The sequence below is a fragment of the Sphingobium sp. Leaf26 genome, assembly GCF_001421665.1.
In the GTDB taxonomy this organism is placed as follows: Bacteria; Pseudomonadota; Alphaproteobacteria; order Sphingomonadales; family Sphingomonadaceae; genus Sphingobium.
Genome location: NZ_LMKV01000002.1, coordinates 116141 through 139800, shown reverse-complemented (window position 1 = coordinate 139800; position 23660 = coordinate 116141). Strand labels below are relative to the sequence as shown.

At 61.9% G+C, this 23660-nt stretch carries 23 protein-coding genes, 1 tRNA gene and 1 pseudogene; 6 read left to right on the top strand and 19 right to left on the bottom strand.

Translation table 11 applies throughout. From position 1 onward, the window contains the following. Positions 1–4: 4 nt before the first annotated feature. From metG to ASE85_RS05260, 6 genes are read right to left on the bottom strand one after another with little or no spacing between them, the layout of a single operon-like run. A complete protein-coding gene (metG, locus tag ASE85_RS05285; RefSeq protein ID WP_056684715.1) occupies positions 5–1567 on the bottom strand; it encodes a methionine--tRNA ligase in 1563 nt (520 codons plus the stop codon). 42 nt (positions 1568–1609) lie between these two features. Then, positions 1610–2581 carry an AAA family ATPase gene (locus ASE85_RS05280; protein ID WP_056684713.1) on the bottom strand — a complete coding sequence of 324 codons (972 nt, stop codon included), beginning with the start codon at positions 2579–2581 and terminating at the stop codon, positions 1610–1612. Continuing rightward, positions 2578–3219, bottom strand: coding sequence for a dTMP kinase (gene tmk, locus ASE85_RS05275; RefSeq protein WP_056684710.1), 642 nt, complete (start codon positions 3217–3219; stop codon positions 2578–2580). The genes ASE85_RS05280 and tmk overlap by 4 nt, the downstream gene beginning before the upstream one ends. Beyond that, positions 3216–4379, bottom strand: coding sequence for a D-alanyl-D-alanine carboxypeptidase family protein (locus ASE85_RS05270; protein ID WP_056684707.1), 1164 nt, complete (start codon positions 4377–4379; stop codon positions 3216–3218). The genes tmk and ASE85_RS05270 overlap by 4 nt, the downstream gene beginning before the upstream one ends. A 48-nt stretch (positions 4380–4427) precedes the next feature. Next, complete coding sequence (locus ASE85_RS05265; protein WP_056684704.1) at positions 4428–5417, bottom strand: septal ring lytic transglycosylase RlpA family protein; 990 nt, start codon at positions 5415–5417, stop codon at positions 4428–4430. Further along, on the bottom strand, positions 5401–6450 hold the full coding sequence (locus ASE85_RS05260) for a lytic murein transglycosylase (RefSeq protein ID WP_056684701.1): 1050 nt from the start codon (positions 6448–6450) through the stop codon (positions 5401–5403). Before ASE85_RS05260 ends, ASE85_RS05265 begins: the two co-directional genes overlap by 17 nt. 295 nt (positions 6451–6745) lie before the next feature. Here ASE85_RS05260 and ASE85_RS05255 point away from each other — a divergent pair. Both ASE85_RS05255 and ASE85_RS05250 read left to right on the top strand, forming a co-directional pair. After that, positions 6746–6835 (top strand) — tRNA-Ser (locus tag ASE85_RS05255). 22 nt (positions 6836–6857) lie between these two features. Next, on the top strand, positions 6858–7094 hold the full coding sequence (locus ASE85_RS05250) for a hypothetical protein (protein WP_056684698.1): 237 nt from the start codon (positions 6858–6860) through the stop codon (positions 7092–7094). 502 nt (positions 7095–7596) lie between these two features. Here the strand turns inward: ASE85_RS05250 and ASE85_RS05240 are convergent. The 5 genes from ASE85_RS05240 to ASE85_RS05220 form a co-directional block, all read right to left on the bottom strand. Continuing rightward, a complete protein-coding gene (locus ASE85_RS05240; RefSeq protein WP_056684692.1) occupies positions 7597–7809 on the bottom strand; it encodes a hypothetical protein in 213 nt (70 codons plus the stop codon). Between the two features lie 4 nt (positions 7810–7813). After that, complete coding sequence (locus ASE85_RS05235) at positions 7814–8080, bottom strand: hypothetical protein (RefSeq protein ID WP_156358212.1); 267 nt, start codon at positions 8078–8080, stop codon at positions 7814–7816. 8 nt (positions 8081–8088) lie between these two features. Next, positions 8089–8469: a hypothetical protein gene (locus ASE85_RS05230; protein ID WP_156358211.1), complete on the bottom strand. Its 381-nt coding sequence runs from the start codon at positions 8467–8469 to the stop codon at positions 8089–8091. An 85-nt stretch (positions 8470–8554) separates the two neighbouring features. Further along, positions 8555–8935, bottom strand: a complete 381-nt coding sequence (locus tag ASE85_RS05225; RefSeq protein WP_056684682.1) for a hypothetical protein — start codon at positions 8933–8935, stop codon at positions 8555–8557. Between the two features lie 140 nt (positions 8936–9075). Continuing rightward, positions 9076–9828, bottom strand: a complete 753-nt coding sequence (locus tag ASE85_RS05220; protein ID WP_056684679.1) for a hypothetical protein — start codon at positions 9826–9828, stop codon at positions 9076–9078. A gap of 327 nt (positions 9829–10155) precedes the next feature. On the opposite strand from ASE85_RS05220, the gene ASE85_RS05215 reads away from it, so the two are divergent. Then, entirely contained in the window at positions 10156–10647 is a 492-nt protein-coding gene (locus ASE85_RS05215; protein ID WP_156358210.1) for a hypothetical protein, read from the top strand. Position 10648: 1 nt separating this feature from the next. On the opposite strand, the gene ASE85_RS05210 is transcribed toward ASE85_RS05215, so the two are convergent. The 4 genes from ASE85_RS05210 to ASE85_RS05195 form a co-directional block, all read right to left on the bottom strand. After that, positions 10649–11053: a hypothetical protein gene (locus ASE85_RS05210; RefSeq protein ID WP_235523239.1), complete on the bottom strand. Its 405-nt coding sequence runs from the start codon at positions 11051–11053 to the stop codon at positions 10649–10651. Between the two features lie 226 nt (positions 11054–11279). Next, a complete protein-coding gene (locus ASE85_RS05205) occupies positions 11280–12620 on the bottom strand; it encodes an AAA family ATPase (RefSeq protein WP_056684671.1) in 1341 nt (446 codons plus the stop codon). A gap of 213 nt (positions 12621–12833) precedes the next feature. Then, positions 12834–13064 (bottom strand): helix-turn-helix transcriptional regulator, encoded by a 231-nt coding sequence (locus ASE85_RS05200; RefSeq protein ID WP_200928299.1) that lies wholly within the window; start codon positions 13062–13064, stop codon positions 12834–12836. Between the two features lie 440 nt (positions 13065–13504). Beyond that, positions 13505–14770: a tyrosine-type recombinase/integrase gene (locus tag ASE85_RS05195; protein WP_056684668.1), complete on the bottom strand. Its 1266-nt coding sequence runs from the start codon at positions 14768–14770 to the stop codon at positions 13505–13507. A gap of 355 nt (positions 14771–15125) precedes the next feature. Between ASE85_RS05195 and ASE85_RS23705 the strand changes: the two are divergent. From ASE85_RS23705 to ASE85_RS05185, 3 genes and pseudogenes are all read left to right on the top strand, one after another. Next, a pseudogene (locus tag ASE85_RS23705) lies at positions 15126–15323 on the top strand (Arm DNA-binding domain-containing protein); the annotation flags it as partial. Between the two features lie 136 nt (positions 15324–15459). Continuing rightward, on the top strand, positions 15460–15915 hold the full coding sequence (locus ASE85_RS23700; protein ID WP_235523242.1) for a phage integrase central domain-containing protein: 456 nt from the start codon (positions 15460–15462) through the stop codon (positions 15913–15915). Positions 15916–16662: 747 nt separating this feature from the next. Next, on the top strand, positions 16663–16908 hold the full coding sequence (locus ASE85_RS05185; RefSeq protein WP_056684839.1) for a helix-turn-helix domain-containing protein: 246 nt from the start codon (positions 16663–16665) through the stop codon (positions 16906–16908). Between the two features lie 825 nt (positions 16909–17733). Here ASE85_RS05185 and ASE85_RS05180 read toward each other — a convergent pair. From ASE85_RS05180 to ASE85_RS05165, 4 genes are all read right to left on the bottom strand, one after another. Next, on the bottom strand, positions 17734–18726 hold the full coding sequence (locus ASE85_RS05180; RefSeq protein ID WP_056684665.1) for an alpha/beta hydrolase: 993 nt from the start codon (positions 18724–18726) through the stop codon (positions 17734–17736). A 111-nt stretch (positions 18727–18837) separates the two neighbouring features. Then, positions 18838–21213: a TonB-dependent receptor gene (locus ASE85_RS05175; RefSeq protein WP_056684661.1), complete on the bottom strand. Its 2376-nt coding sequence runs from the start codon at positions 21211–21213 to the stop codon at positions 18838–18840. 36 nt (positions 21214–21249) lie between these two features. After that, complete coding sequence (locus ASE85_RS05170) at positions 21250–22161, bottom strand: SDR family oxidoreductase (protein ID WP_056684658.1); 912 nt, start codon at positions 22159–22161, stop codon at positions 21250–21252. A 21-nt stretch (positions 22162–22182) separates the two neighbouring features. Further along, positions 22183–23658 (bottom strand): aldehyde dehydrogenase, encoded by a 1476-nt coding sequence (locus tag ASE85_RS05165; RefSeq protein WP_056684655.1) that lies wholly within the window; start codon positions 23656–23658, stop codon positions 22183–22185. Positions 23659–23660 lie beyond the last annotated feature (2 nt).

Here is a 23660-nt window from a genome sequence, read left to right as displayed (position 1 = left end):
GGGATCAGCCTTCCGCCTCGGTCAGTTCCAGACGCGGGAAGAGCGGTTTGGGCGCGCCGAGAGTGAAGCCCGAAGCGCGAAGAGCGGCGTAGAAGTCGCTGCCGATGACGTCATAGCCGCGCTTCTCCCCGTCGATCCCCATCTGGTCCAGCAACGCGGTGGCGCTCGCCGGGATGACCGGCTGGATCATGATGGCCAGGCTGGCGATCGCTTCATAGAGCGTGGCCAGCACCGCCTCCATCCGCGCAGGATCGGTCTTGCGCAACGCCCATGGCGCCTGCGCATCGATATAAGCGTTGCAGGCGAAAACCGCGCGCATCCATGCCTCGATCGCGACCGACGGTGCCAGATCGTCCATGGCGCCCTGGAAGGTCTGCGCGGTGTCGGCAATGCTCTTGAGCAATTCGCTATCGACATCCTGCGCTGCCGGTTCGGGCAGGCGGCCTTCCAAATTCTTCGCGATGAAGCTCAGCGTCCGCTGCGCCAGATTGCCGAAGCTGTTGGCCAGATCGCTGTTCGACCGCGCGACGATCGCCTCCGCGCTGTAGCTGCCGTCATTGCCGAAGGTGACTTCGGACAGCAGAAAATAGCGCAGTTGATCCACGCCGAAGCGATCGGCCAGTTCCATAGGATCGGCGACATTGCCGACCGACTTGGACATCTTCTCGCCCCGATTCAGCAGGAAGCCGTGACCGAAGACCTGGCTGGGCAAAGGCAGCTTCGCGCTCATCAGGAAGGCCGGCCAGTAAACCGTATGAAACCGCACGATATCCTTGCCGATGATGTGCGTAATATCGCCACCCTCGGCCCAGTAGCGCGCCATCCGCTCGGCATCGTCAGGGTAGCCGCAGCCGGTCAGATAATTGGTGAGCGCATCGACCCACACATACATCACATGGCCGTCCGATCCCGGCACCTTCACGCCCCAGTCGAAACTGGTGCGCGATACGCTGAGATCGGAGAGGCCACCTTCGACAAAGCGCAGGATTTCGTTGCGGCGGCTGTCGGGCTGGATGAAGTCGGGCTGGCTTTCATACAGCGCCAGCAGCCGGTCCTGATAGGCCGACAGGCGGAAGAACCAGCTTTCCTCGACCGTCCATTCGACCGGGGTATTCTGCGGCGAGAGCTTCGCGCCCCCTTCCCCGTCGACGATTTCCTTCTCATCGTAAAAGGCTTCGTCGCGGACCGAGTACCAGCCTTCATAACGGCCCAGATACAGGTCGCCATTGGCCTCCATCGCCTGCCAGATCGCCTGGCTAGCGGCGTGATGATCCGGTTCGCTGGTGCGGATGAAACGATCATGGCTGATATTCAGCCTCTCGTTCATCTGCTTGAAATAGCCGGCCATTTCATCGGCCAGTGCGCGCGGATCGATTCCCCGGTCGCGCGCGGTCTGGGCCATTTTCAGCCCATGTTCGTCGGTACCGGTCTGAAAGAAGACGTCGCGGCCCATCATCCGCTGGAAACGCGCGACCGCATCGGTGGCGATCACCTCATAGGCATGGCCGATATGCGGGCGGCCGTTGGGATAGGAAATGGCGGTTGTGATGGTGAAGGGCTTGGACATGGCGCCATCCCTAGCGGCTGTTATGGACGGCGCAAAGTCGCTTTATGCGTGCGATGGCGCCAGCGCCGCGACATGGCCCGCCAGTTCGAACACCACCGCTGCCGGATCGAGCGACAGGATCACCGCGCCGCCCGCCAGATGGCGCGCCTTTTCCCAATGGTCGAGCGCCTGGCCCAGCGCTGGCCCCTGCTTCGTCCGCGCCGCCTGCGCGATGAAGGCAGGCGCGCGCTCCAGAAAGGCCTCGTAACGCGGCTTGGCGGCCTTGAGCGCCAGCGCCTTCGCCAATGCCAGTCGCTGACGATTGCCCGGATCGCCCTGCGTCGCAAGGATGCTGAGAGCCTGCTCGATCTCCGACAGATTAAGGCCCGCATAGCGCAGCGCCTGCCCCGGCGATCCCTCACCCGCGCGCACCAGGGCGTCCACCTCCTGCGGCGACAGCGTTTCATCACTGGCCTTCAGCACAGCGCGCATCGTCGCGGCGTCCAGCGGGTCGAAGCGCAAAGTGCGGCAGCGTGACCGGATCGTCGGCAGCAACCGCCCCGGCGCATGGCTCACCAGCAGAAAGATCATGTCCGCCGGCGGTTCCTCCAGCGTCTTGAGCAGCGCATTGGCAGCACCCCGCTCCAGATCGTCGGCGCTATCGACCACGACCACCCGGCGCTGCGACAGGGACGGGGCCGACTGGGTCAGGCGGGCAAGCCCGCGTATCTGGTCCACGCTGATATTGCGGGCGGTGCCGGTTTCCTTCTCCAATGGCGCCAGTTCGGCATAGTCGGGATGGGCTGTAGCTTCGATCAGGCGACGGATCGGATGGTTTTCAGGAACGAACATCCCCTCTTCGTCGATTGCCGGCCCGGCGGCGTCGGCCAGCAAACGCATGGCCAGCGCGCGCGCGAATCTGGCCTTGCCGATGCCTTTCGGCCCGGCCAGGATCCAGCCATGGTGCATCCGCCCGCTATGCGCCGCCGTCATCAGCATGTGCGTCTGCGCGTCATGCCCCAGCAATATCGTCATGGCAGCAGGTCTTCGATGGCGGCCAATAGGCGAACCGTCACCGCCTCGGCTGGGCCGGAGGCGTCGACGCCATGTACGCGCTCGCTTTCCTCCCGCATGAAGCGCGTGAAAGCGTCAGCGACGGTCCTATGGAAATCGCTCGCCCGTCCGCCGATCCGGTCGGCTGCATCGCCATCCCGCGCTCGCGCCCGGTCGCTCGCTTCCTCTTCCGGCAGTGTCAGCAACAATGTGCGATCGGGCAGGAAGCCGCCGCTGCCGATCCGGTGCAGCGCCAATATGTCGCCATCGGTCAGGTCGCCCTGTCCCTGGTAGGCGCGGCTCGAATCGAGAAAACGGTCGGACAGCACCCAGTCACCCCGCGCCAGCGCCGGCCGGATAGTCTTTTCGACATGATCCGCTCGCGCCGCCGCGAACAGCAGCGCTTCGGCGCGCGGGTTCCAGCGATCGGCACCACCGGTCAGCAGCAGGGCACGGATCGCCTCCGCCCCCTCGCTCCCGCCCGGCTCGCGCGTCTCGATCACATCCAGCCCGCGTGCGCGCAGCGCTGCCGCCAGCGCGCGAAGTTGCGTGGACTTGCCCGCCCCTTCGCCGCCTTCCAGCGTGATGAACCGTCCGCTATCTGGTGATTTGGGCGTCAAGCGAACAACGATTTCAGGCCATTCCACAGACGGCCGAAAATGCCCGCTTCCGCCACATCTTCACCTGCGACCAGCGGCATGATCTGCGGCGGCGTGTCGGGCGTCTGGACGATCAACTGGGCGATCTGCTGGCCCTTGGCGATCGGCGCCTTGATCGGGCCGGTATAGACCACCTTCACCTGCACATTGGCCGACGCCGTGCGCGGCAGGGTGACGGCCAGGTTCTGCGGCGCGACCAGCGATACGCTCGTCGCGCTGCCCAGTTGCACTGCGGCCGTCTCGACCATCTGGCCCTTCTTGAACAGCGGCTGCGCTTTCCATGCCTTGAAGCCCCAGTCCATGAAACGCACGGATTCGTTGATCCGGCCATTGAAGCTGGTCAGGCCCGCAACCACCATCACAAGACGGCGGCCATCCTGTTCGGCCGATCCGGTGAAGCCGAAACCGGCCTCCTCAGTATGGCCGGTCTTCAAACCATCGGCGCCGGGGATCTTGCCCAGGATCGGGTTGCGGTTCGCCTGCGCGATGTCCGATCCGCCCATGGTCTTGCCCCAGGTGAAGGATCGGGTGGCATAGAAACGCTTGTAGAGGTCGGGCGTCTCCACGATCGTCGCCTCGGCCAGCCTGGCCAGATCCTCTGCCGTCACATAGGTCACGCCTTCATCCGGCCAGCCGTTGCTGGTGCCGAAATGGCTGTTCTTCAGGCCAAGCCGCCTGGCTTCCTCGTTCATCAGCGCGACGAAAGCCTGCTCGGTCCCGGCAATCCCTTCGGCCAGCACGACGCAGGCGTCATTGCCGGACAGGGTGACGATGCCATGCAGAAGATTTTCCACCGACACCTGCTCACCGACCGACAGGAACATGGTCGAACCGGCCTGCGGGCCGTGCCACTGTTTCCAGGTTTCCGGGCGCACGGTGAATTTGGTGTCCAGCTTCAACTCGCCCTTCTGGATCAGGCGGAAGGCGACATGCGCCGTCATCATCTTCGCCAGCGACGCCGGCGGCATGCGGGTTTCGCCGCCCTTGTCGTACAGCACTGCGCCCGACGACAAATCCTTCATATAGGCGATTGGCGCTTCGCTGGTGTAGGGCGGCGCGGCCGCAATCAGCGGCTGGGCCAGCAGCCCGGCGGCAAGGAGGACTGCAACGCTTTTCTTCATCGGAAACTGCCTTCGACTAGGATGGAATCGCTTATGTTCACGCGATCTCTATCGCGCGTCATTAGCTATGATGCGGGCATTCTTAAAGCCCTTGGCTGCGGCTTGCGCGGCCTGTTGCGAGGAATAGGGGCCAAGGCGCACCCGCCATAGCCCATTGCCCGCTTCCCAACGAGCGCCGATGCTCTTCGCCAACGCCTCGGCCCGTGCCTGTGATGAGAAGGCGCCGACCTGCACGATATAGCCGCCGGTGCGCGGCGTGGCCGGTACGGGAGCCGGAGGCTGCGGCGCTTTGGGCAGTGGCTTGGCGGGCCGGGCGGCGACGCGGGGCGGCGGTGGCGCCTGGTCGAAATCGGCGCCGGGCCTGCTCTCGGCGACTGGCCGGGCAACGGCGGCGACGGGTTTCGGTTTCGCAGTCGCGGGCGTCCTGACGGCAGCCGCCGCCGCGCCACGGATGGCGGGCAGCTTGGTCCGCAGCACACGCAGCAGCGCCGCCGGCGTCTCCAGTCGCTCGGCCGCCCGTCCCTGCCCGCGCAGCGCCGCGCGCTCCTGCTCGGGCGGGCTGACCCGGCGCACGCGCACGGGGACCATCGCTTGCCCGCTCACGCCGAGCTGCGATGCCGCGCCCGGCGACAGCGCGATCAACCGGTCGCCCCGCATAGGCCCGCGATCATTCACCCGCACTAAAATCGTGCGCCCGCTATCCAGCGCCGTCACCTCGACATAGCTGGGTAAGGGCAGTGTCTTGTGCGCGGCGGTGATAGCGGCGGGCGTGAACATCTCACCATTGGCGGTCGCGCCGCCCTGACTGCCATCCGCGCTTTCGCCGGCATAGCCGACCTCGTCATAGGAAACCGGGTCGGCCGGCGTATAGGTGACGCCACCCACGGCATAAGGCGCGTCCAACGGTGCCGGCACATCGCTGGCCATGGCGCCTGCCCCGGCCAAATCGGCCCGTTGCGGCTGCGCAGCGCCCGCACCGCCTCCGGCCAGCGCCAGCATCATGGCCGTGACGAACAGCGCCTTATTGTTTGACAGCATCCGCCAGCAATCCCACCGACAAGGCATAGAAATTGGAACAATTATAATCCAGGATCGCCCGATAATTGCTGGTCAGCAGATAGGCGGTCTTGCCCGGCCCGTCGGGTTCCAGCAGCGTCGCCATGACGCCATCGGCCGGCCACACGCCGCTGTTGGGGGAAAGGCCCAGCTTGCGCCATTCGGCCATAGTCAGCCAGCGGCTGTGCCGGTTGAATACGCGGGGGCAACGCGCCGGTTCGGTCTTGGCGGCCACGGAAGCGCGGTTGAAACTGCCCGGAACATTGACGGCCACGCCCCAGGGCTGGCCCTTGCGCCATCCTGACTGCACGAAATAATTGGCGATGGAAGCCAGCGCGTCGGCCTCGCTGGTCCAGATGTCGGCCTTCCCGTCGCCGTCGCCGTCCTTGGCGATGCGCAGATAGACCGACGGCAGGAATTGCGGATAGCCGGTCGCACCGGCCCAACTACCGACCAGCCGGCTGCGCGGCACGCCATTGTCCAGCATCTTGAGCGTCGCCAGCAATTCCGGCTCGAACAATGTCCGGCGGCGACCTTCATGCGCCAATGTTGCGAGTGACCGGATCAGATCGAAATCGCCGGTATAGCTGCCATAGTTGGTTTCATGGCCGTAGATGGCGACCATGATCTCCTCCGGAACGCCGGTTTCCGCTTCGATTCGGGAAAGGCGCGACCGGTTCGTCTGATAGGCGATCCGGCCACGGCTGATGCGCGCGGCGTCGACATGCTGGCGGCGATACGGCTCAAAATTGGGAATGGGCGAATAGGCGCCCCCGCCCGGCTGGCTCTGATCCAGTTGCACGACGCGCGGATTGATCGTCAGCGTCGGGAAGACGCTGTCCAATGTCGCATCGCGGATGCCCATGGCTCGTGCCTTGGGCCGCAGACTTTCCAGATAGGCCCGGAAATCCGCGCTATCCTGCGCCTGAGCAGGCGCAACAGCGACGCTGCCACCGGTAATGGCGGTCAGGCCAAGCAACAAAGACAGGACGGGCGAACGTAAAGAATCCCTCATCCCCTTGTTGTTGCACAGGCAGGGCGGCAGGTGAATCCTTTATTGCGATCGCCGGTCGCTTAAGGCGATGAACCGTGCCGGTCGCGATTTTCGCTTGGCAATATCGGTGTGCACGCTAGGAAGCCGTTCAATGGAAGTGTGGCCGAGTGGTTTAAGGCAGCGGTCTTGAAAGCTACCGGAGCTTGTCGGCGTGAACGGGAATTAGGAGCGGTAATACAAGGGGTTAGCGTAGGTCCGATTCGGCATGTGGTTATGCCCATAAGCCTGTCGTAAGCTGCCAGCCCCGAAACGGCGTGGAAGAGTGTCCGAGTGGTTTAAGGAACCGGTCTTGAAAACCGGCGAGCGGGCAACCGTTCCGTGGGTTCGAATCCCACCTCTTCCGCCAATTCTGATCGAAAGGCTGCGATATGGATGCGCTCACGTTTCCTTGCGATGTCTGCGGGCGGCAATATCAGCATGGACCCCATCGCTATGAAGGTCACAAGCTCCACGCCTATGACATGATGGTTTGCGACACCTGCTACAAGGCCAACTGGGATGGATGGGGGCCAATGCTGGAGCCTCTGGTCATCAAGCGTCTTGAAGCCAAGGGCATACCTGTTCCGGCTCGTAATTCCAAAGGCTGGATACCGCGCGGCGGGTAGCAGCAACGCCCCGCACCCGAAGGCGCGAGGCGTTGCACAGCGTCAGGGCGTAGAAGGAGCGCCCCCGCTGGTGCGGTCGTTGGATTATCGAGGGACGCACCGCTATACCTCGGCGTGGCGGCGTTCATTGCCACGCAACCTCTATCTAAATCTGTCCTCATCTCCCCGACAGCCGGTGGTGCCGCCCCCTCCCGTGCATAGTCGTAGGCGGATCACGTCCTCCGAGAAGAATGGACGGCGGCACTTCATGCAACGCTGCCAGCCCACCTTCCTGACCACACGCGGCGGGCTGGCATCTGCGTCCACCACCGGCTCGCGGCGCACGCACCCGTCATAATCCCATCGCTTCGGGACAATCATTCCCTGCCAGTCCGCGCCCTCCCGCGCTGGGAAACTGAACGTGTCACGCGGCGCGTAAATCTTGATCGTCGTGCGCGCGTGCGCTGCCGACGCTGGCTGACTCAGCTGCTCCCGCCACGCTAGGAGCCACGCTGGCTCACCGTCAGCGCGCATACAGTGCCTCCCAACCGCGAAGGGCAGCGACAATATCAACCATGTCGTCGGGTTCCAGTGTCCCGTTCTCCACCCCCGGCAGCACCTCCTGCTCAACCCATGCGTCAAACGAGCCATACCAGACTGCGATAAGCGACGGTCTTGGCTTCCCCGCTTCCTCCATCCGCTTCACGCGGCGGGTCAAAGCGCGGGAGCCTGCCATGCGGCTACCCGATGCCGAACCGCTCGCGCAGGCTGTCCGGTCGCGCGCGCTGGGTGATGGCGACAACGGGCGGCGCTACCTCTGGCGCGGGCGCCGCTTCCGGTGCTGGCACTGCAACAGGTGCAGACGGCGCAAGCGGTCTGTCGAGCAGCGCCTTTGCGATACATGCCACGCGGAGGTTGTGGTCCAGCACGCCGCTAGCGAGTAGCTGCTGCTCGTCCGACACCCCGAAGTGGCGCTCAACGATGCGCGGCGCGTATTCGATGGGCATCCCATACTTCATTGCATCACCCCAAGGTGACCGAGCAGGTCCAGCGCCACTTCACGGTCGTATGACCCGTTGCACTCGCGCAGCACGTCCATGCAGTTCTTCACCGCCTGCTCGCGAAACGCGGGATCGAGGTTGGCGATGGGCTGGGGCGGTGCTGGCTCGATTCCGAGGAAGTTCATCATCTCGCTACCCGACATGGGCAGCACCTTCACGTCGCACTTCTCGCTTGCCGCAAGGCGCTCCGCAGCTACCCGCCACCGCTCGTATTCATCCGCGTGCTGGATAGCAGCGCGCCTGCCGTTGATGATGATGACAAGGAACAGGTCGCGCGGACCCGGTTCCGGGCACATGGCACGATGAGTAGCGCGCCAGCTTCGAAAGTCAGTCATGCCGGTCTCCCTAGGAGTGGATTTTCGATATTGCCGTTCGCTCTCGGCCTTTTTGCAAACGACGCTAATTTTGCCGTTTGCGCGTTCACCCCTGCTTCTCCTCAAGGGCGGTGATCCTCGCCTCCAGCTCTTCGTTGGCTCGGATGGCGCTCAGGGTGCCGATGGCGTCGATAATCTGCCGTCCGATGTCGGCGGGCACGGTGCCATCCGCTATCGCGGAAATGACCTGCTCGACCTGCGCACTGACCGGGGCGGTGTGGTCAAAATCGAAAGCCACAAGCTGCGCCTGGGCCTTGATGCTGGGCATGATGCGGCTGAGGATCAGGCTGGCGCTGTTAGTGCAGCCCTCCATCGCCTTGGCCAGAAGCATGTCCACGATGCCGTCCGCGTTCTCCAACATGCGCTGGACCAACTTGGTTTGGGCGTTGCTACCGGGCGGCCGGCCAGCCGGGTTGGGACTTTTCATGCCCTTTACCCATTTGGGGTTCCCCGGCGGTCCCGGCGTCGGCTTCTCGCGAGGCGGGGCGGGTTGCCAGCCTTCGCGCCACGGAGGGATAGGGTTCGTGTCCATGATAAAGCAGCCTCACATCAATCAGGTCGGATCGTTCAGAGCGTGAAGGGCTTGTTGGATTTGTCCCGCTTTGCCCGCAATTGCGCCGGGGTAATCTCACCCGAATACTGACCGTGCAGGTCGAACGTGTTGCCCTTGATCTTGATGGTGCCGACTGCCTTGGCGACCTCCCGCTTCAGCACGCCCATGCGACCGTCGATTAGATCGCGCGCGGCTGTCACTGCTCGGAGGCGCTTGGCAAGCGGAGCGTTAAACCGCTCGTGATACTCGCGGAGCATCACCTGCTTCATTTCTTCATCGAAGCCTGACAGCATAGCGGGCGCGCCCAGCACAGCAGACGCGACCACCTCATCGCCATCGCGGATTGCTTGTGACAGCGTGGTCAAGCGTTCGCCGGTCTTGAGACCCTTGAAATGGGCGCGAATCTCGCCCGACACCATTTGCGAAGATTTGGAAACGACCTCCTTCGTCATTTCCTTCTCCCATGCCTCCACCTTGGCATTGAGCGTGGACGACGCGGCGTCCCACAGGGGGTAGACCTTGGCGATCATACGCTTGTCGGCGTAGTCCGCGACCTTTAGCAGAGCGCCCGCTTCCGTAAGGGTCGGGTCTTCCGCCACCGCTGCCTTGGCGTCGTGGATGGCGCGCAACGAAGTAAAGGCCTCGCTAAACGCTGCCTTGGCAGGACCAACATAAGACGCAGTGTCGTCGTCGTAGTCAGTGATGGTGAGCATCGCGGCTTCGGGGTCCAAATCGAGGCTGACGCGGACATCAATTTCATCGGCCATATCGAACTACACTTTCGGCTGATAAGTTACGGTAGGCTTATGCGTAACTAGGCCGCGCGAAGGTCCGCAACCTGTTTTTGTTATTTAACAGTCACTTAGTTCAGTTCTGCCTGTTAGGACCGCAAAATACCGTATTTGCCGTTCCTGACTTTTTGGCTTGATCTACATGCACTTACGCGGCGCTACGGGGCACGCTGGGGGCGCGGCACGCATGGGGTGCCCGTGTAGCGGCGACGGTGCGGCTTTGGTGCCCCTACCCCCGGCGCTGCTCGCTGCATGTGGTGACCACAGTAGCGGTGATCTGCAAGACAGGTTACGAGGGCGACCATGCCTCTATCTTCAACTCAAATTGGTGCCATCGGCGAAAACTTGCTGGTGAACGCCATCATGAAGGCAAGCGACGGTCGGCTCTCGCCATTCCAACCGCTGGCTGACGACGATGGGTTGGACGTGCTGTTCTTCGACAAGCTGACCGGGCGGTCTGTCGCTATCCAATTAAAGTGCCGCACCGTGACGCTGTTCAAGCCCGGCACGAAGGAGCGCGGCACTGGCACGCATTTCGAGGTGCGGCGTGCGACCTTCAACGAGACGCGCCAGACCTATCTCGTCGCTGCACTAATGAATGACGACCTGACGCAGTTCCTGACCACATGGTTCGTCCCGCTGGCCATACTGCCGCAGCTTGGCAGAACCACCGAGAAGAAGTTTGTCATCCGACCCAACACGAACATCGATAGCAAAGACAAGTTCGTTCCCTATCGATGCTCAATGCCGGAACTGGTGGCGCGAATAATTGGCATCTGCGAAGGCACTGGCTGACCTACGGCTCACCCAGCCGGTGCCATGCGTCCCGATATTCAAGCTGGTCGTAGTGTTTCGGCTGGAGCCAATATGACACCTTGCCCGCCTCGTTCTGACCACGGTGCGCAGCGTCCTTCACCTCGGCCAGCGTCATCACGAAACAGGTGGGCATGTCGGTATTGGCGTTGATCGTGATGATCCACCATTCGGAGCGCAGGGTGTCGAGCGAGCCGCCTAGCGGGACCGGGTTGCGTTTCGACAGCGCCTTGGACTGAATGGGCAACACCCGCGCCTCGTCCTCGCTCGCCGCATACAGGTCCGCCCCACGCGCATTGCGCACGGTCGGCATAACGTGCCAGCCGCGCCGGGATAGTTCGCGCGCAACATGATACATGCCTGCATTGCCGGTGAGTTGATGTCGCAAGAAGCGCCCCTGTGATTGACGGACGGTTCTAACACCGATCGCTGTAATGACCACAGGTGGGACCAGCGTTGCGCACGCGGGCGCGCATGTAACGAAACCCCGCAAGGTGGGGGGAGTGGGGGCTGTGGGGGCAGTGGGGGGTGGAGTGAGTAAAAACAAACGCTTAGCCACCACCCTCCCCAGTTTCCCCAGTTTGCAACCACACCCCCCACTTTCCCCACCTAACTCACTCTTTAGCAGGGGCAATTTGCTTCGGTCGGCACATCCAAGTGCCTTTGATGTTCTCCTTCTGCATGTGGTCAGCGCTATGCTTGTCCCACCAGCTTGCCGAGACGACCTTCTCTTGCAAGGCGACCTGTTTCACCGTGCTGACAGGCAGCCACTCGTGGTTAGGATAGATCAGGTAGAAGCCTTGGAACCACATGGCGAATTGCGGTTCATACTGGCTCTTGGGTCCGCGTGATTTGCCCACGGTGCTGTTCGGGGTCAGTGCGGGGTCTAGCTGGTCCCATGCCGGGCGCGTGGCGTAGATCGGCTTGCCGTTCCTGTGGTCACTGCCAACCTCGACACGCTCGGTATTGAAACGCCATGCTCCGCCGGGATGTTCTGGCAGATTCATCTTCACCTGCATGAACACCTTTGCGTGAGGGTCCAGTTCCTCGTCCTCGGTTCGGGGTGGCTCCATCACGGCACACAGGCTGCGGCAAGTCTGAACGAATGCGGTCGAGCCGAGGACGCGATGAAGCATGGAGCGGTCAGTCGCCTTCGCAAAGTGGGTCACGCAGACAATGGCGATGTTGTGCGTCTGCGCGAGGATCAACCACGGCTCCAACACCGTGCGGAGTTGCCCAGCGTCGTTGAGATCGACCTTGCGCAGCTTCTGCCCCGGCAGGTAGCTGGTCACGGGGTCAATAACGAGCATGGCAAACGGATCGCCCATGTCGCGCGCCTCCGCCAACCCCTTGCTCACCGCCTCCAAGTCGTCTTGCATGGAAAACGTGTTGCGCTTGCCTTCCTGCATGACGCCCTGAATCTCAACCACGTTCGCAAGGTTGGCACCGCACGCGGTGAGCCTTGGCACCGTCATTTCCTCAATGCTGTCCTCGCTGCCCAGCCACAGCACCCGCTCGGGCTTCCGCCATGCGTTGGGGCAGTCGTATTCGCCGGGCCACGGCGCACCTGTGGTCACACGCGCCGTCACGTCCGCGAACACCGTGGACTTGCCCGCGCCCGTCTCGCCCGCCAGCAGGGTGATATATCCCTTCGGAATCCACCCGGTCCAAAGCCATTCGATGGCGTGCATCTGAACCCCACCCAGCGACCGAAAGACAAGCTCACGGGGAGCGTCGGATGCGTCGGGTCCAAGCCCTCGCCGCATTCGCTCACGCTTTGTCTTCGCCTCTTCGGCGCGCGCATGTTGCTCCGCCAGTTTCACGCGGCTCTGTTCCCACTCAACCTTCTCCTTCCAGTTGAGATGGAAACCAAGTTCAGGATCACGCGGCGGAAGTGTCTCCGCAAGGAAAGCTGGATCGTAGGTGATGCCATCGACTTCATGCGGCTGAGACATGATGCACCTCCTGCCGGGTCGGGGTAATAAGGGATTTCTGCCTGTCGCCATCTGCACTCGGCAAATTTTTACGCGAAGCAAAGTATTTCGCACAAACTTCGGGGCATGTTGATGTTTGCGACCTCGCAGCGAGGCCGCTATAATTGGCGCTGGTCACTGTGATACCTTTCGGGGGTCGGATGCTGCTGGGCGTCCGGCCCCTATTCATGACGTTCATGCTGTGGCGGGATACTGGACGGTCGCGGCGCTGGTGGACGCGAACTTGCGCGCCGCCTTCCATGCCTCGATGTCAGCCGGGTCGTAACAAACCCCGGCCTGCTTGGACTGGCCCAGCTTGATGAAGGGCGGCCCCTTGCCCTTGCAGCGCCAGAAGCGGAGGGTGGCGGGCGTGACGCCGATCAACGCGGCGGCTTCATAGTGATTGAGAACTTTAACGGCACTCATTGCAGACACTCCTGCAATGCCCGCGAGCGCCATGAGCCGCTAGGCGATGGCCTGCGGGGAACCCAGAGCAGGGAATTGGGGTGTCGGCAGCTTCGCAAGAAGCCCGTTGCGCCGTCGCCCTGCCATGGAGGACGAACAGCAACTGCATTGTTAGCACAAGCTAAACGGCCAATGTTGGATAAAATGCAGGTCCACCGTCCCGAACCGGGAGAGCGTAATCGGCAAAGATCAGGTCGGCAGATTTTTGGTCCGTAAACCGATCAGGGGGCGATTGGCCTAATGCCGGCTTCGACCGATTTGCCCGAATAGTTCGATTTGACCGACCGGGACCGGCTCTCGCTGTAAGCCGCTGTGGGGCGCGATCGCCACCCCGCCGCCCCTAACCCGGCGGCGCTACGCGATCGCCGCTGTGCGCGAGGCTGCGCGGCCCAGCGCGTGGGTCACGCTCGCTGCGCCAGCACTACCACGTTGGCACCGGCCACCTTCGCCGCTTCAAGATCGAGATAGTCGCCGATCTTCTGCGCCTCCGGCTGGAACTTCTGAAGGTTCGTCGTATCGAAATAGTGTTCAATGGTTACGTCGCGAGTGAGGCGGTTGCTGAGCAGGTCGGCCCTGTATTTCTGGATGTCGCAGTGAGTCAGCGCGATGTTCGTATACGTCCGCCGAAGTGCGTGCGGGGTTATGTTCGTCCCCGCCACTTTGCTCAGCTTCTTCATCAGATCGCGCGGGTCTTTGATGTGGCCCAGCTTGCCCCATGACGGGAACACGTATTCATTATCCTCAACCCTCGGGCGCGCCCTCAGCAAATCAGCCGCTTGCGTCGAGAGCGGCATTGACACCGGGTTGCCGTTCTTCGGGTTCGGGAGGTGAAAATATCCCTCCTCCAGTTTGACCTGGCTCCACTTGAGCGACGACGCTTCACCGATGCGCAGGCCAGTGAGCATGAGGAACCGCACAAGGTCGATGCTCGACATGGTATCGCGATTATGAGCGTTGGCGCGCCACTCGGTCAGCGCATTCCAAGCTGCGCCGACCTTGGCGTCAAGGATACGCGCGGTGCGCGGCTTCAACTTCACCTTGTCGTCGCGCAGAACGGCAACGGGGTTGCGCAAGATCAGCGGCGAACCGTCCGCCCGCTTATGCTGGCGTGCAGCGTAGTTCAGCAGCGCCCCGAGAACCGAAAACGCCTGATTTGCTTGCCCCGGTGAGCCTCCCTCGCGATTACCACGCAGGCCCTTCGTCAATATCTCGCGATACCGGGTGCGGCACATATCCTCGGTGATGTTGACGACCGGCTTGTCCTTCCACGCCGCGAAGGTCGTGGTCACATGGCGGCGGATCGCCCACTGGCTTGTTTCCTTGAGCTTGCCCGGTCGGGAAACATACGCTTCCATGACGGAAGCGAGCGTCACCTTCATCGCCTCACTCTGCTTCTTTACGTCGCGCGGGTCGTTCCCCATCCGCATGGAGCGCAAATGCTCCTTCGCTACGTCGCGCGCCTGATCCACCGTGAACACGCCGTATGGGCCAATGGTGATGCGGGCTTCCTTGCCGCTCCCCTCAACGCGTCCCTGCACCACGAACGTGACCTTACCCTTGGGCGTCACGCGAGCGCCGAAGCCCTTCACCTCCGCGTCCCAATGAAACTCGTCCTTTGGGCCGGGCTTGATGCGGTCAACGACCGTCTTTGTCAGTTTGATAGCCATTGCGGGAAACCTCGTAAGCAAGTCATAAGCAGCTTGCGCTAACTTACGGCAACCTACGTAAAACGTCCAGCGGCCAAATATGGCTGTTTCCCTTAGCTCGGCTTGCTTATGATAGCCTCTGCAAACATGCGCTAACGCCGGTTACGCTAAACTTGAAAACCGCCGTGGGTTTACGCTCACCGTGGGTTCGAATCCCACCGCTTCCGCCAAAACCTTGTTTTCCTACATCCCCAGCGAACCGAAAAAAAAGGCCAGTATTTACGGGCCTTTCGGGCTGATCCGCGTCCCACGTCATCCCCTCGCATCTGTCGGTGACCGATTTGGCGTGTGGTAAAAAGCGTGGGAGAATATCGGCATGGGAAAGCTCTCTGTAACAGGTGTGAAGGCGGCGAAGCGACCGGGCCGTTTCGGTGACTGTGACGGCCTGTTCCTGGTGGTCGGCTCCACTGGCTCCAAAAGCTGGGTGTGCAGGGTCCAGAAGCATGGGCGTAGGCGCGACATCGGATTAGGCAGCGCATCGAAGGTGACGCTGTCCGTCGCCCGCGATCGGGCGCGCGTGGTGCGGACCTGGGTTGAGCTTGGCCCCGACCCGGTTTTCGAGAAGCGTAAGGCGAGCGGCATACCGACGTTCAGGGAAGCGACGGCGAAGGTCTATGCGGCCAATCGCAAGACCTGGCGCAACGAGAAGCATGAAGGGCAATGGCTGCGAGCGCTGGAAGCCTTCGCCTTCCCTCATCGGCGATATCCGGGTGTCGGAGATTACTGGCCGGATGATCCGCAACGTGCTTGCCGAAATCTGGCTGACCAAGCCGGAAAAGGCGCGCCGGGTGCGCCAGCGGATCGGCGCTGTCCTAGATTGGGCGTTTGCGTCGGGCTACCGCGAAACCGAAGCGCCGATGCGATCCATCACCAAGGGGTTTCCGCGCCAGCCCAAGAAGGACGGGCATTTTGCGGCCATGCCCTATGCCGATGTGGCAGCCTTCATGGTCAGGTTGCGCGAAGGGGAGTCGTTCAAGCTCGCCGTCACCATGCATGCCATGTGGCGCGACGGCACTTTCTATGTCGGCGATCCCGATACGGCCGAACAGGAGATCGCCGTCCGCAATGCAGCCAAGGTGCAGCGCCTTGCCGCTGCCCGATCATGACAGGGAAAACCCACGGGCGTCGCCTTTGTGACGGCCCACAGCGCTTAAGGAGGACCGCGCGAGCGGCAGAGGAATGGTACAGACCAGGAAAACGGGAAGCACGATATCTCGCCTGTGGCCAGCATTGCTGGACCACGCTCGAATGCCTGTGATGCTGCCCCGTAAATCCGATAGCGACATGTGCCGCGACGGTTCGAACGCTGCTTGCGATCAGTTCCAACACACCGTCGATGAGCACGGAGGAGTGCGCGGCGTACCTGACCTCGAATGCTTTGCAGGAGTTCACATACAGGCGCGGCAGACCTTGCATTTTACTTTGATGAAAGAGGAACGACGATGGCGAGACCTACGAAAAACACTGGCCCAAATAGGAGGGCGAGATAAAAGGCCCGCCGTCGGCTGTGGGCTATGTGGTTGGTCTAGTTACTGTATTTAAGCCGTCACCGATGAGGCCCCGCCGTCTCCTCCCGCCAATTCTCTAATGATTTCAACAATTCTGGCGCTGGCAGATATCTCTAAACCGCAGTGCTGAGAGCGCGTCGGAAGGGAACGCCGCAATACCCATGCAAAGCCGATAGCATCCGCCTAAACCCAATCTGCCGACGCATGAGCGTAGAATGACAGACTCTGGCGTAGAAACGTCATGTAGCACCCACCTTTCGCGTCACCGATAATCGGCGACGGTGGTGGGCTGGCCGTTTCTCCCCAGCGGTCTTGTTCGTCACCGCCAGCACCAAAGAGCTTCGCATGGCCCAGCGGACAGCCTTCCAAAATGTTGACGTAGAACAGCAAGGCAGCAACGTTGAACCCATATGCTTGCGCGTCCCCGACGCTTGCCGCTTCATCGGCGTCAGTCGCAGCACGCTGTATGTGCTGATCGCAGATCGCGAAGTTGAGGTTGTGAAATTGGGTAGCTCCACACTTGTCCTCGTCGAGAGCCTGCGCCGGTTGATTGAAGCGTGCCGGTTAAAATCTGTAGGAGCAATCAATTGAGCGGTTCAGACAGTGCTTCCGACGATGCACGCCATGCGCGGTCGGGCCAGATTCTTTGTGCCCTCCTCGCCTCAACCGTTGCTCGAATTCCAATGTGGATAAGGCAGGATCTGGCATCGTCAGATGCTGGGCGCCGGCAAAGAGCCGAAGATGCGGTTGCAGCCAGGATCAAAGCCGCCATCCCCGATCTGCGCCAGTCAGTCACGCACGGTTTATCATCTGCGCCACCTGTCGTTAGATATGGGTAGTGGCCGCTTACCGACAGCCATAATACAAGAGAGCGTCCGCTTCCGGAGTGTGAGAAATATGCCTTTGCGCCCGGCTTTGGTCGACAGCCGACTTGCAGCTATTCGACCGATCGCCGGTGTAGAAGGATGGCCGTTGGCTATCGCCGCCCGGCCACCGGAAATCCGACAATCCGCTACCGGCCATTCCTACCGTAAGTCGGCCCGGCAACACTGCGCCAGTCTAAGACGACGAACTGCCGAGCGGTAATGCGCCATTTGTCGCCGTCGAACGGGTAATTTCTATTTCTTGGAAGCGGCCATTCGTTCAGGTTCAGGCGTTAGAAAAGCAGACGGTCGACCATCGCCCAAGAACACACGCTGTCCTGCACCCCTGCGCCACGCCATCCGCCCCTGACTTTTTCCCATCGTCCGTCCCCGCCCGGACGGCCCGCCGCCGCGCGTGCGTTTCGCAAAATCTCCTGTTGCGAAATCCGTGCCACGGGTCCGCGCCCGCGCACATGCGTGGCCTGCGGTACTGTGTACTTCGCAGCTTTTACACAGGCGCGTCACCCTGGATCGCCGCCCCACCGCATCGCCGCTAGGACCAGCAGCGGCGGGCGAACGCGCGGATGTCGCTTGAGACGGCGTCATCCTCTGGCGTTCCGAAGAAGCCGCCATGGGGCATCGCCTCATAGACCAGCAGCTCTGCGGGGGCGTCCGCTGCGCGCAACCGGTGATGCATCCGAACGGCATTCGATAGAAACATGTCGCGCGTCCCCGCCGTCAGCAGGGTTGGGGGCCAGCCGCCCGCAAAGTCGCCAAATAGGGGCGAGAGAAGGGGTTCTTCCAGATCATGGCTGCCCGCATAGAGGCAGTTTGCCGCCATCAGGCTGCCCTGCAACACGACATCGATGATCGCGTTGGTCTGAAAACTGTCGCCCGATTCCGTCAGGTCGAGTTCCGGCGTCTCCAATATGAGGCCCGCGGGCAGCGGCAGCCCCTCCGCCCTGGCCTTGAGCATGAGCGCGGCGGCCAGATTGCCGCCAGCCGAATTGCCATGCACGACGATCCTGTCCGGCGCGTGACGATTAATCACCGCGCGATATACGGCGAGGCAGTCGTCCAGCGGAACCGGATAGGGAAAGCGCGGCGGCATCCGATAGTCGGGTGCGTAAACGGTTGCGCCGATGCGCGCCGCGGCCCTGCACGCCATGACGCGGCAAAGCGCTCCACCGCCCCCGATCAGCGCGCCGCCATGGATGGTGAGGAGGATATTGCCCGATCCATCCTCCGGGTCCGGGCCAGTCGGCACGCGGAAACAGGCTGCATCGCCAATCTGGAGCGTCTCGAACGCGGCATCGTCGCCCGGATCGGGCATCGCCTCGATCATCGCCTTCATATTGGCGTCAGCAGCGTCGATATATTCCAGCCAGGCGTCGACATCATCAAGCGGCGGATAGGGTGGCCAGACGAGAGGGTTTCCGGCGGCCCTGCCAAGCACAGCCTGCGCCTGGACGCTGATCGAGCGCGGGACGGGAATGGAGCGTTCTGGCACTTTCAGGGCGGGAAAGCCCTCGGTCTGGCACATCATAATGGTCCTTCTATAGCTTTGCCAGCGCCACCCCGATCTGGCCTTCGATCCATCAGTGCGCAAAAAGCTGCGGCGAGCGCCGTTCGCCCTCCGCAGCCATCTGTCGGACGATCAGAATTTCCGCTTGATGGTCATCGACCATTCGCGGGGCGGTGCCAATATGCCCTGGTTGACGCCGAAGCCCGCCACATTCTCATTCTTGCCGACATAATAGAATTTGTCGAACAGGTTGGTCACGCCCAGCGCAACGCTCCAATCCTCATCCACTGTCTGATAGGTCAGGCGCATGTTCACCAGATTGCGCGCGTCCACCTTGTTCCCCGGATTATTCGGGGCGGTGAAGTAGAAGCTGGAGCGGTAGGACCAGTCGGCCCGCGGCGTCAGCGTGCCTGCCGATCCCAGGTCCAACGCATAGGCTATGCCCGCCGAAGCCTGCCACTTGCTGACGAACGGCGCGGTCTGGTCCAGCGTGACGAAGGTCGATGGATCGACGCGCTTATAGTCGAAATCGAGATAGCCGACCGACCCGTCCAGCGTCAGCCCCGCGACGGGTTGCAGCGTCCCTTCCAGCTCAAAGCCCAGCACATCGGCATCACCCGCATTGGCCGGCAGGGAACAGGGAACCTCCGGACAGGCCAGCAGCGTGATCTGGATATCCTTATATTTGTTGAAGAATATAGCGCCGTTGACGCGCGCGGCGCGATTGAGAAAATCGGCCTTGAAACCGGCTTCATAGGTGGTCAGCGTCTCCGGACCGAATGTCCGCAACTGACCCGGATGATAGGGACGCGGATTGACGCCGCCGCCCTTATAGCCGGTGGAAACCTGCGCATAGGTCATCAGCGCATCCGACCAGCGATAGTTGACGCCCAGGCGGAAATCCCAGCGGTCATCGGTAAAGGTGTCGGCAATGCCGTCCAGCGAGGCGACGACAAAATTCTCCGTCAGCGGGATACCGCTGATGGCGCTGCCGTCGGCATTGCGGCGGCTGAACGTGTAGGTCTTCTTGTCCTTGGTATAGCGCAGGCCACCGATAAAGTTCAGATCGTCACTGGCATGGACTTCGACATGGGCGAAGCCGGACTTGCTGCTGGTCTTGACCGGATCATCGGTCAGGAAATCCATCAGCACCGTGGGCAGGTTGACGCGCTGGCGGATCAGGCCATCGGCGTCATAATAGAAGCCGCCGACAGTATAATCGACCAGATCGCCCACTTGGCCGGACAGGCGCAATTCCTGGGTAAACTGCTTATGCTCGAAATGATTGCCCTGCGTGCCAAGGTTGAGCGGCGAGGCGTCGAGATCAACGCCGCTATAGCCCTTGACCGAGCGATAGGCGGTGATCGATTTCAGTTTGAGTGCATCGGTCAGTTCATAATCGATCGAGCCTGAAACACCCCTGGCGCTGACCGAGCTTTCCGGCCTCGCCTGAAAACCGGGCGTCTGCACATAGGGCGTGCCAAAGACCGTCGTGAAATTGCCACCCGCCGCATAGCTGGCATAGCTGCTATAGCTATGGGCACCTGTGATGAAGCGGCTGTCGAAGGGCACACCACCTGCGGGATTGGCGGGATCATAGCTACGCACGCCCGGATTGCCTGCGAAGATCAGTTTCGATGCCGCCGGTTCCGACTTGTCCTCTGTCGCATCGACAATCAGGTTGATTTCGAGCGGCGAACCATCGGGCGCATAGCGCAAGGCAAGACGCCCGGCGTTCAGATCCTGCCCGCCTTCGGTGCCGATCTTGCATCCGTCACCCGCCGCCGGATTGGCCACGATCCCGCCAGCCGGATTGGCACAGCCATAGTCCAGTCGTTTGAGGAAGCCATTGCGATGCTTGCTGACGCCCGACGCCCGAAGATAGAGGCCATCGGCCAGTGTCAGATTGATGCCGCCACGCAGGTCGATCCGGTTGAACCGGCCATAAGTCCCCTCGATATAGCCACCGCCCGTGCCGTCGGGCTTCTTGGAAAACAGCTTGACCGACCCGCCGAGCGAATTTTTGCCCGACAAAGTCCCTTGGGGGCCGCGCAGCACCTCTATCCGCTCAAGATCACTAAGGTCGAACACCGCGCCGAAGGTCGCGCCATAATAGACGTCGTCGATATAAATGCCGACGCCCGGCTCCAGGGCGAAATTGGAATCATTCTGGCCGATGCCGCGAATGAATGCGTTGATCGAACTGCCGAACGAGGCGAAGGCCGGGGCGATATTCACATTGGGGGTGAAAGTCGCGATGTCGTTGACGCTCGCTTGCGCCCTGGCCTCCAATGTTTCCGCGGTCACCGCCGTGATGGCAATGGGCGTATCCTGAAGCTTTTGATTGCGGAACTGGGCGGTGACGATGATGTCCTGCGTTTGTGGCTGGTCCGATGATGGGTCAGCCTCCTGCGCCTGTAGTGGCGAGGTACCCAGTACAGCCAGAAGCGCGATCGCACTTGTCGAAGCGCACGCGACAATGCGCGAAAAGCTATCTTCGATGTTCATATTACTCTCCCTCTTTTATGAATTATGATTTGAATTTCAGGCTGCCATCAGCGCTCCTCGGCGGTCTATGGCCATGTCGAGAACGGATCTGGGCTTGCGTCCGGTAAGCTGTTCGACATGGTCAGAAATTACCGCCATATGACCTTCGCGGATGGCGCATTCGAACGACACCATGTCGTCGCTCGACCAAGGGACGTCACCTACGCTTTGGTCCGGCACCGCTTCGCGCGGGATGCCCAGCGCGTCGAAAAATGCGTACATGGCATCGTCTGTCACCGCTTCGAACGCGATCGAACGGCCGGTCACATGCGATATGAAGGCGGCGATTTCTCGGAACGAGAGCAGTTCCGGTCCGGTAATGTCATATTTGATGTTGATATGGCCAGGCGTGCTCAGCACTGCGACAGCGCTGGCGATGCAATCATCGCGCCACACATGGGCCATCTTGCCATCGGCGGCAGACGCGATCCAACGTCCCCGTTGCAAGGCCAGGGGTGCCATCGCCTCGATCACCGCATCGGTATATTGGGCGTTGCGCAGAACCGTCCAGTCGAGAGCCGATGCAGCCAGCAGCTTTTCCGTCGTGCGATGATCGGACACGGCGAGCGAGGGATTGCTGTCATCGGACGCGATGAACGAAGTATAGACGATATGGCTTACACCGGCCTCGGCTGCCGCCTCTATCGCATTGCGATGCTGTGGAATGCGAAAGCCGACTTTGGTCGCGCTGATGAGCAGCAATTTGTCGCCGCCGGAAAATGCGGCAACCAGCGACTGACGATCGTCGAAATCACCATGCCGGACCGTGACCCCACGGTCGGTCAGATGCCCAAGACGGGTCGGATCACGGGTGACCAGGATCAGATCCTGCGGCGCGACCCGATCAAGCAGTTGCCGGACCACTCCGCTCCCGAAATGGCCCGACGCGCCTGTGACGACTATTTTCATGTCACTCTCCCATGTGCTGCATCACGCGTCCAAAGCGGCGTCGAGCAGGATCGATTTGATTTCGGTGTAACTGCCAATTGCCTCGGCCCCGCCTTCTCGGCCGATGCCCGACTGCTTGAAGCCGCCAAAGGGTAGCGACGGATCGAACCGAAAATGATTCTGGGTCATCGTGCCGGTGCGCACAGCACGGGCGACGCGATAGGCAGCCTCGCTGTCGTTGGTGAACACGGCCCCGAAGAGGCCGAAATCAGAATCATTGGCCGCACGGATGGCGTCCGCCTCATCCGCGACCGGTATGACGACCAGCACAGGACCGAATATCTCCTCCTGTGCGATCCGCATCGACGAACGGACACCGGCAAACAGCGTCGGTTCGACATAATAGCCTGTCGCTAGATGAGCGGGTCGACCGCCGCCAAAGATCAGTTGTGCACCCTCCGCCTTGCCGATCGCAACATAGTCGAGCACCCGGTCGCGCTGCCGCTCCAGGGCGAGCGGACCAAGCTGGGTATCGGGCTCGAACGGGCTGCCGACACGCACCTTCGCCATCTCGGCGCGGATCGCTTCGACCAATGCGTCGTGCCGCTGCTGCGAGACGATGACGCGGGACAATGTGGCGCAAACCTGTCCTGCCGACATGATGATGGTATCGGTCAGGACCTTGGCTGCGGCCTCAAGGTCATAATCGTCCAGCACGATCGCCGCCGATTTGCCCCCCAGTTCCAGCGTGCAACGGGCCAGCCGTTCGCCGCAGACGGAGGCGACCCGCTTGCCCGCGATGGTCGATCCGGTCAGGCTTACCTTGTCGACGCCAGGGTTGCGAACCAGATGATCGGAGGCTTCCCGATGGCCGGGTACGAGATTGACTACACCGGCCGGCAGTCCGATCGCCGCCGCCGCCTCAGCAATAATATAAGCCTCGATCGGCGTTTCCGGTGCGGGTTTCATGATGACCGTGCAACCCGCCAGCAAGGCCGACGCCAGCTTGCTGATCATGATGCCGAAGGGATTGTTCCAGGGCACGATGGCGACGGTCACCCCGACAGGTTCGCGCACGATCAGGGCTTGGCCGCGACCGTCAAAGGGCAGGCGCTTTTCCACAAACGGGTAGGTTCCCGCTTGGTCGATCGTGAACTGCAATGTCTGCATGCCGCCGCCAATGACGAACGGCGCCACATGGGCCAGGGCACCGATCTGGTCGATCCAGGCGCGAACAAGTTCGGGGACGCGGATTTCCAGTGCCGCATGGAGCTTTTGCAGCCATTGCGCCCGTTCCGCCGGGCTGAGGCGCGGCCATGGCCCATGATCGAAGGCGGCGCGCGCGGCGGCGACGGCGGCATCCATATCCTGTTCCGTCGCCTCGGCCACGCTGGCGATGACCGCTTCGCTATGGGCGGAGATCACGTCGATCCGTCCGCCTTTCACAGGATCAACCCACACGCCGCCGATGAAAAGCTTGTCGGGATGGGCAAGGCGTATGAAAGGCGGGGTGGACATGA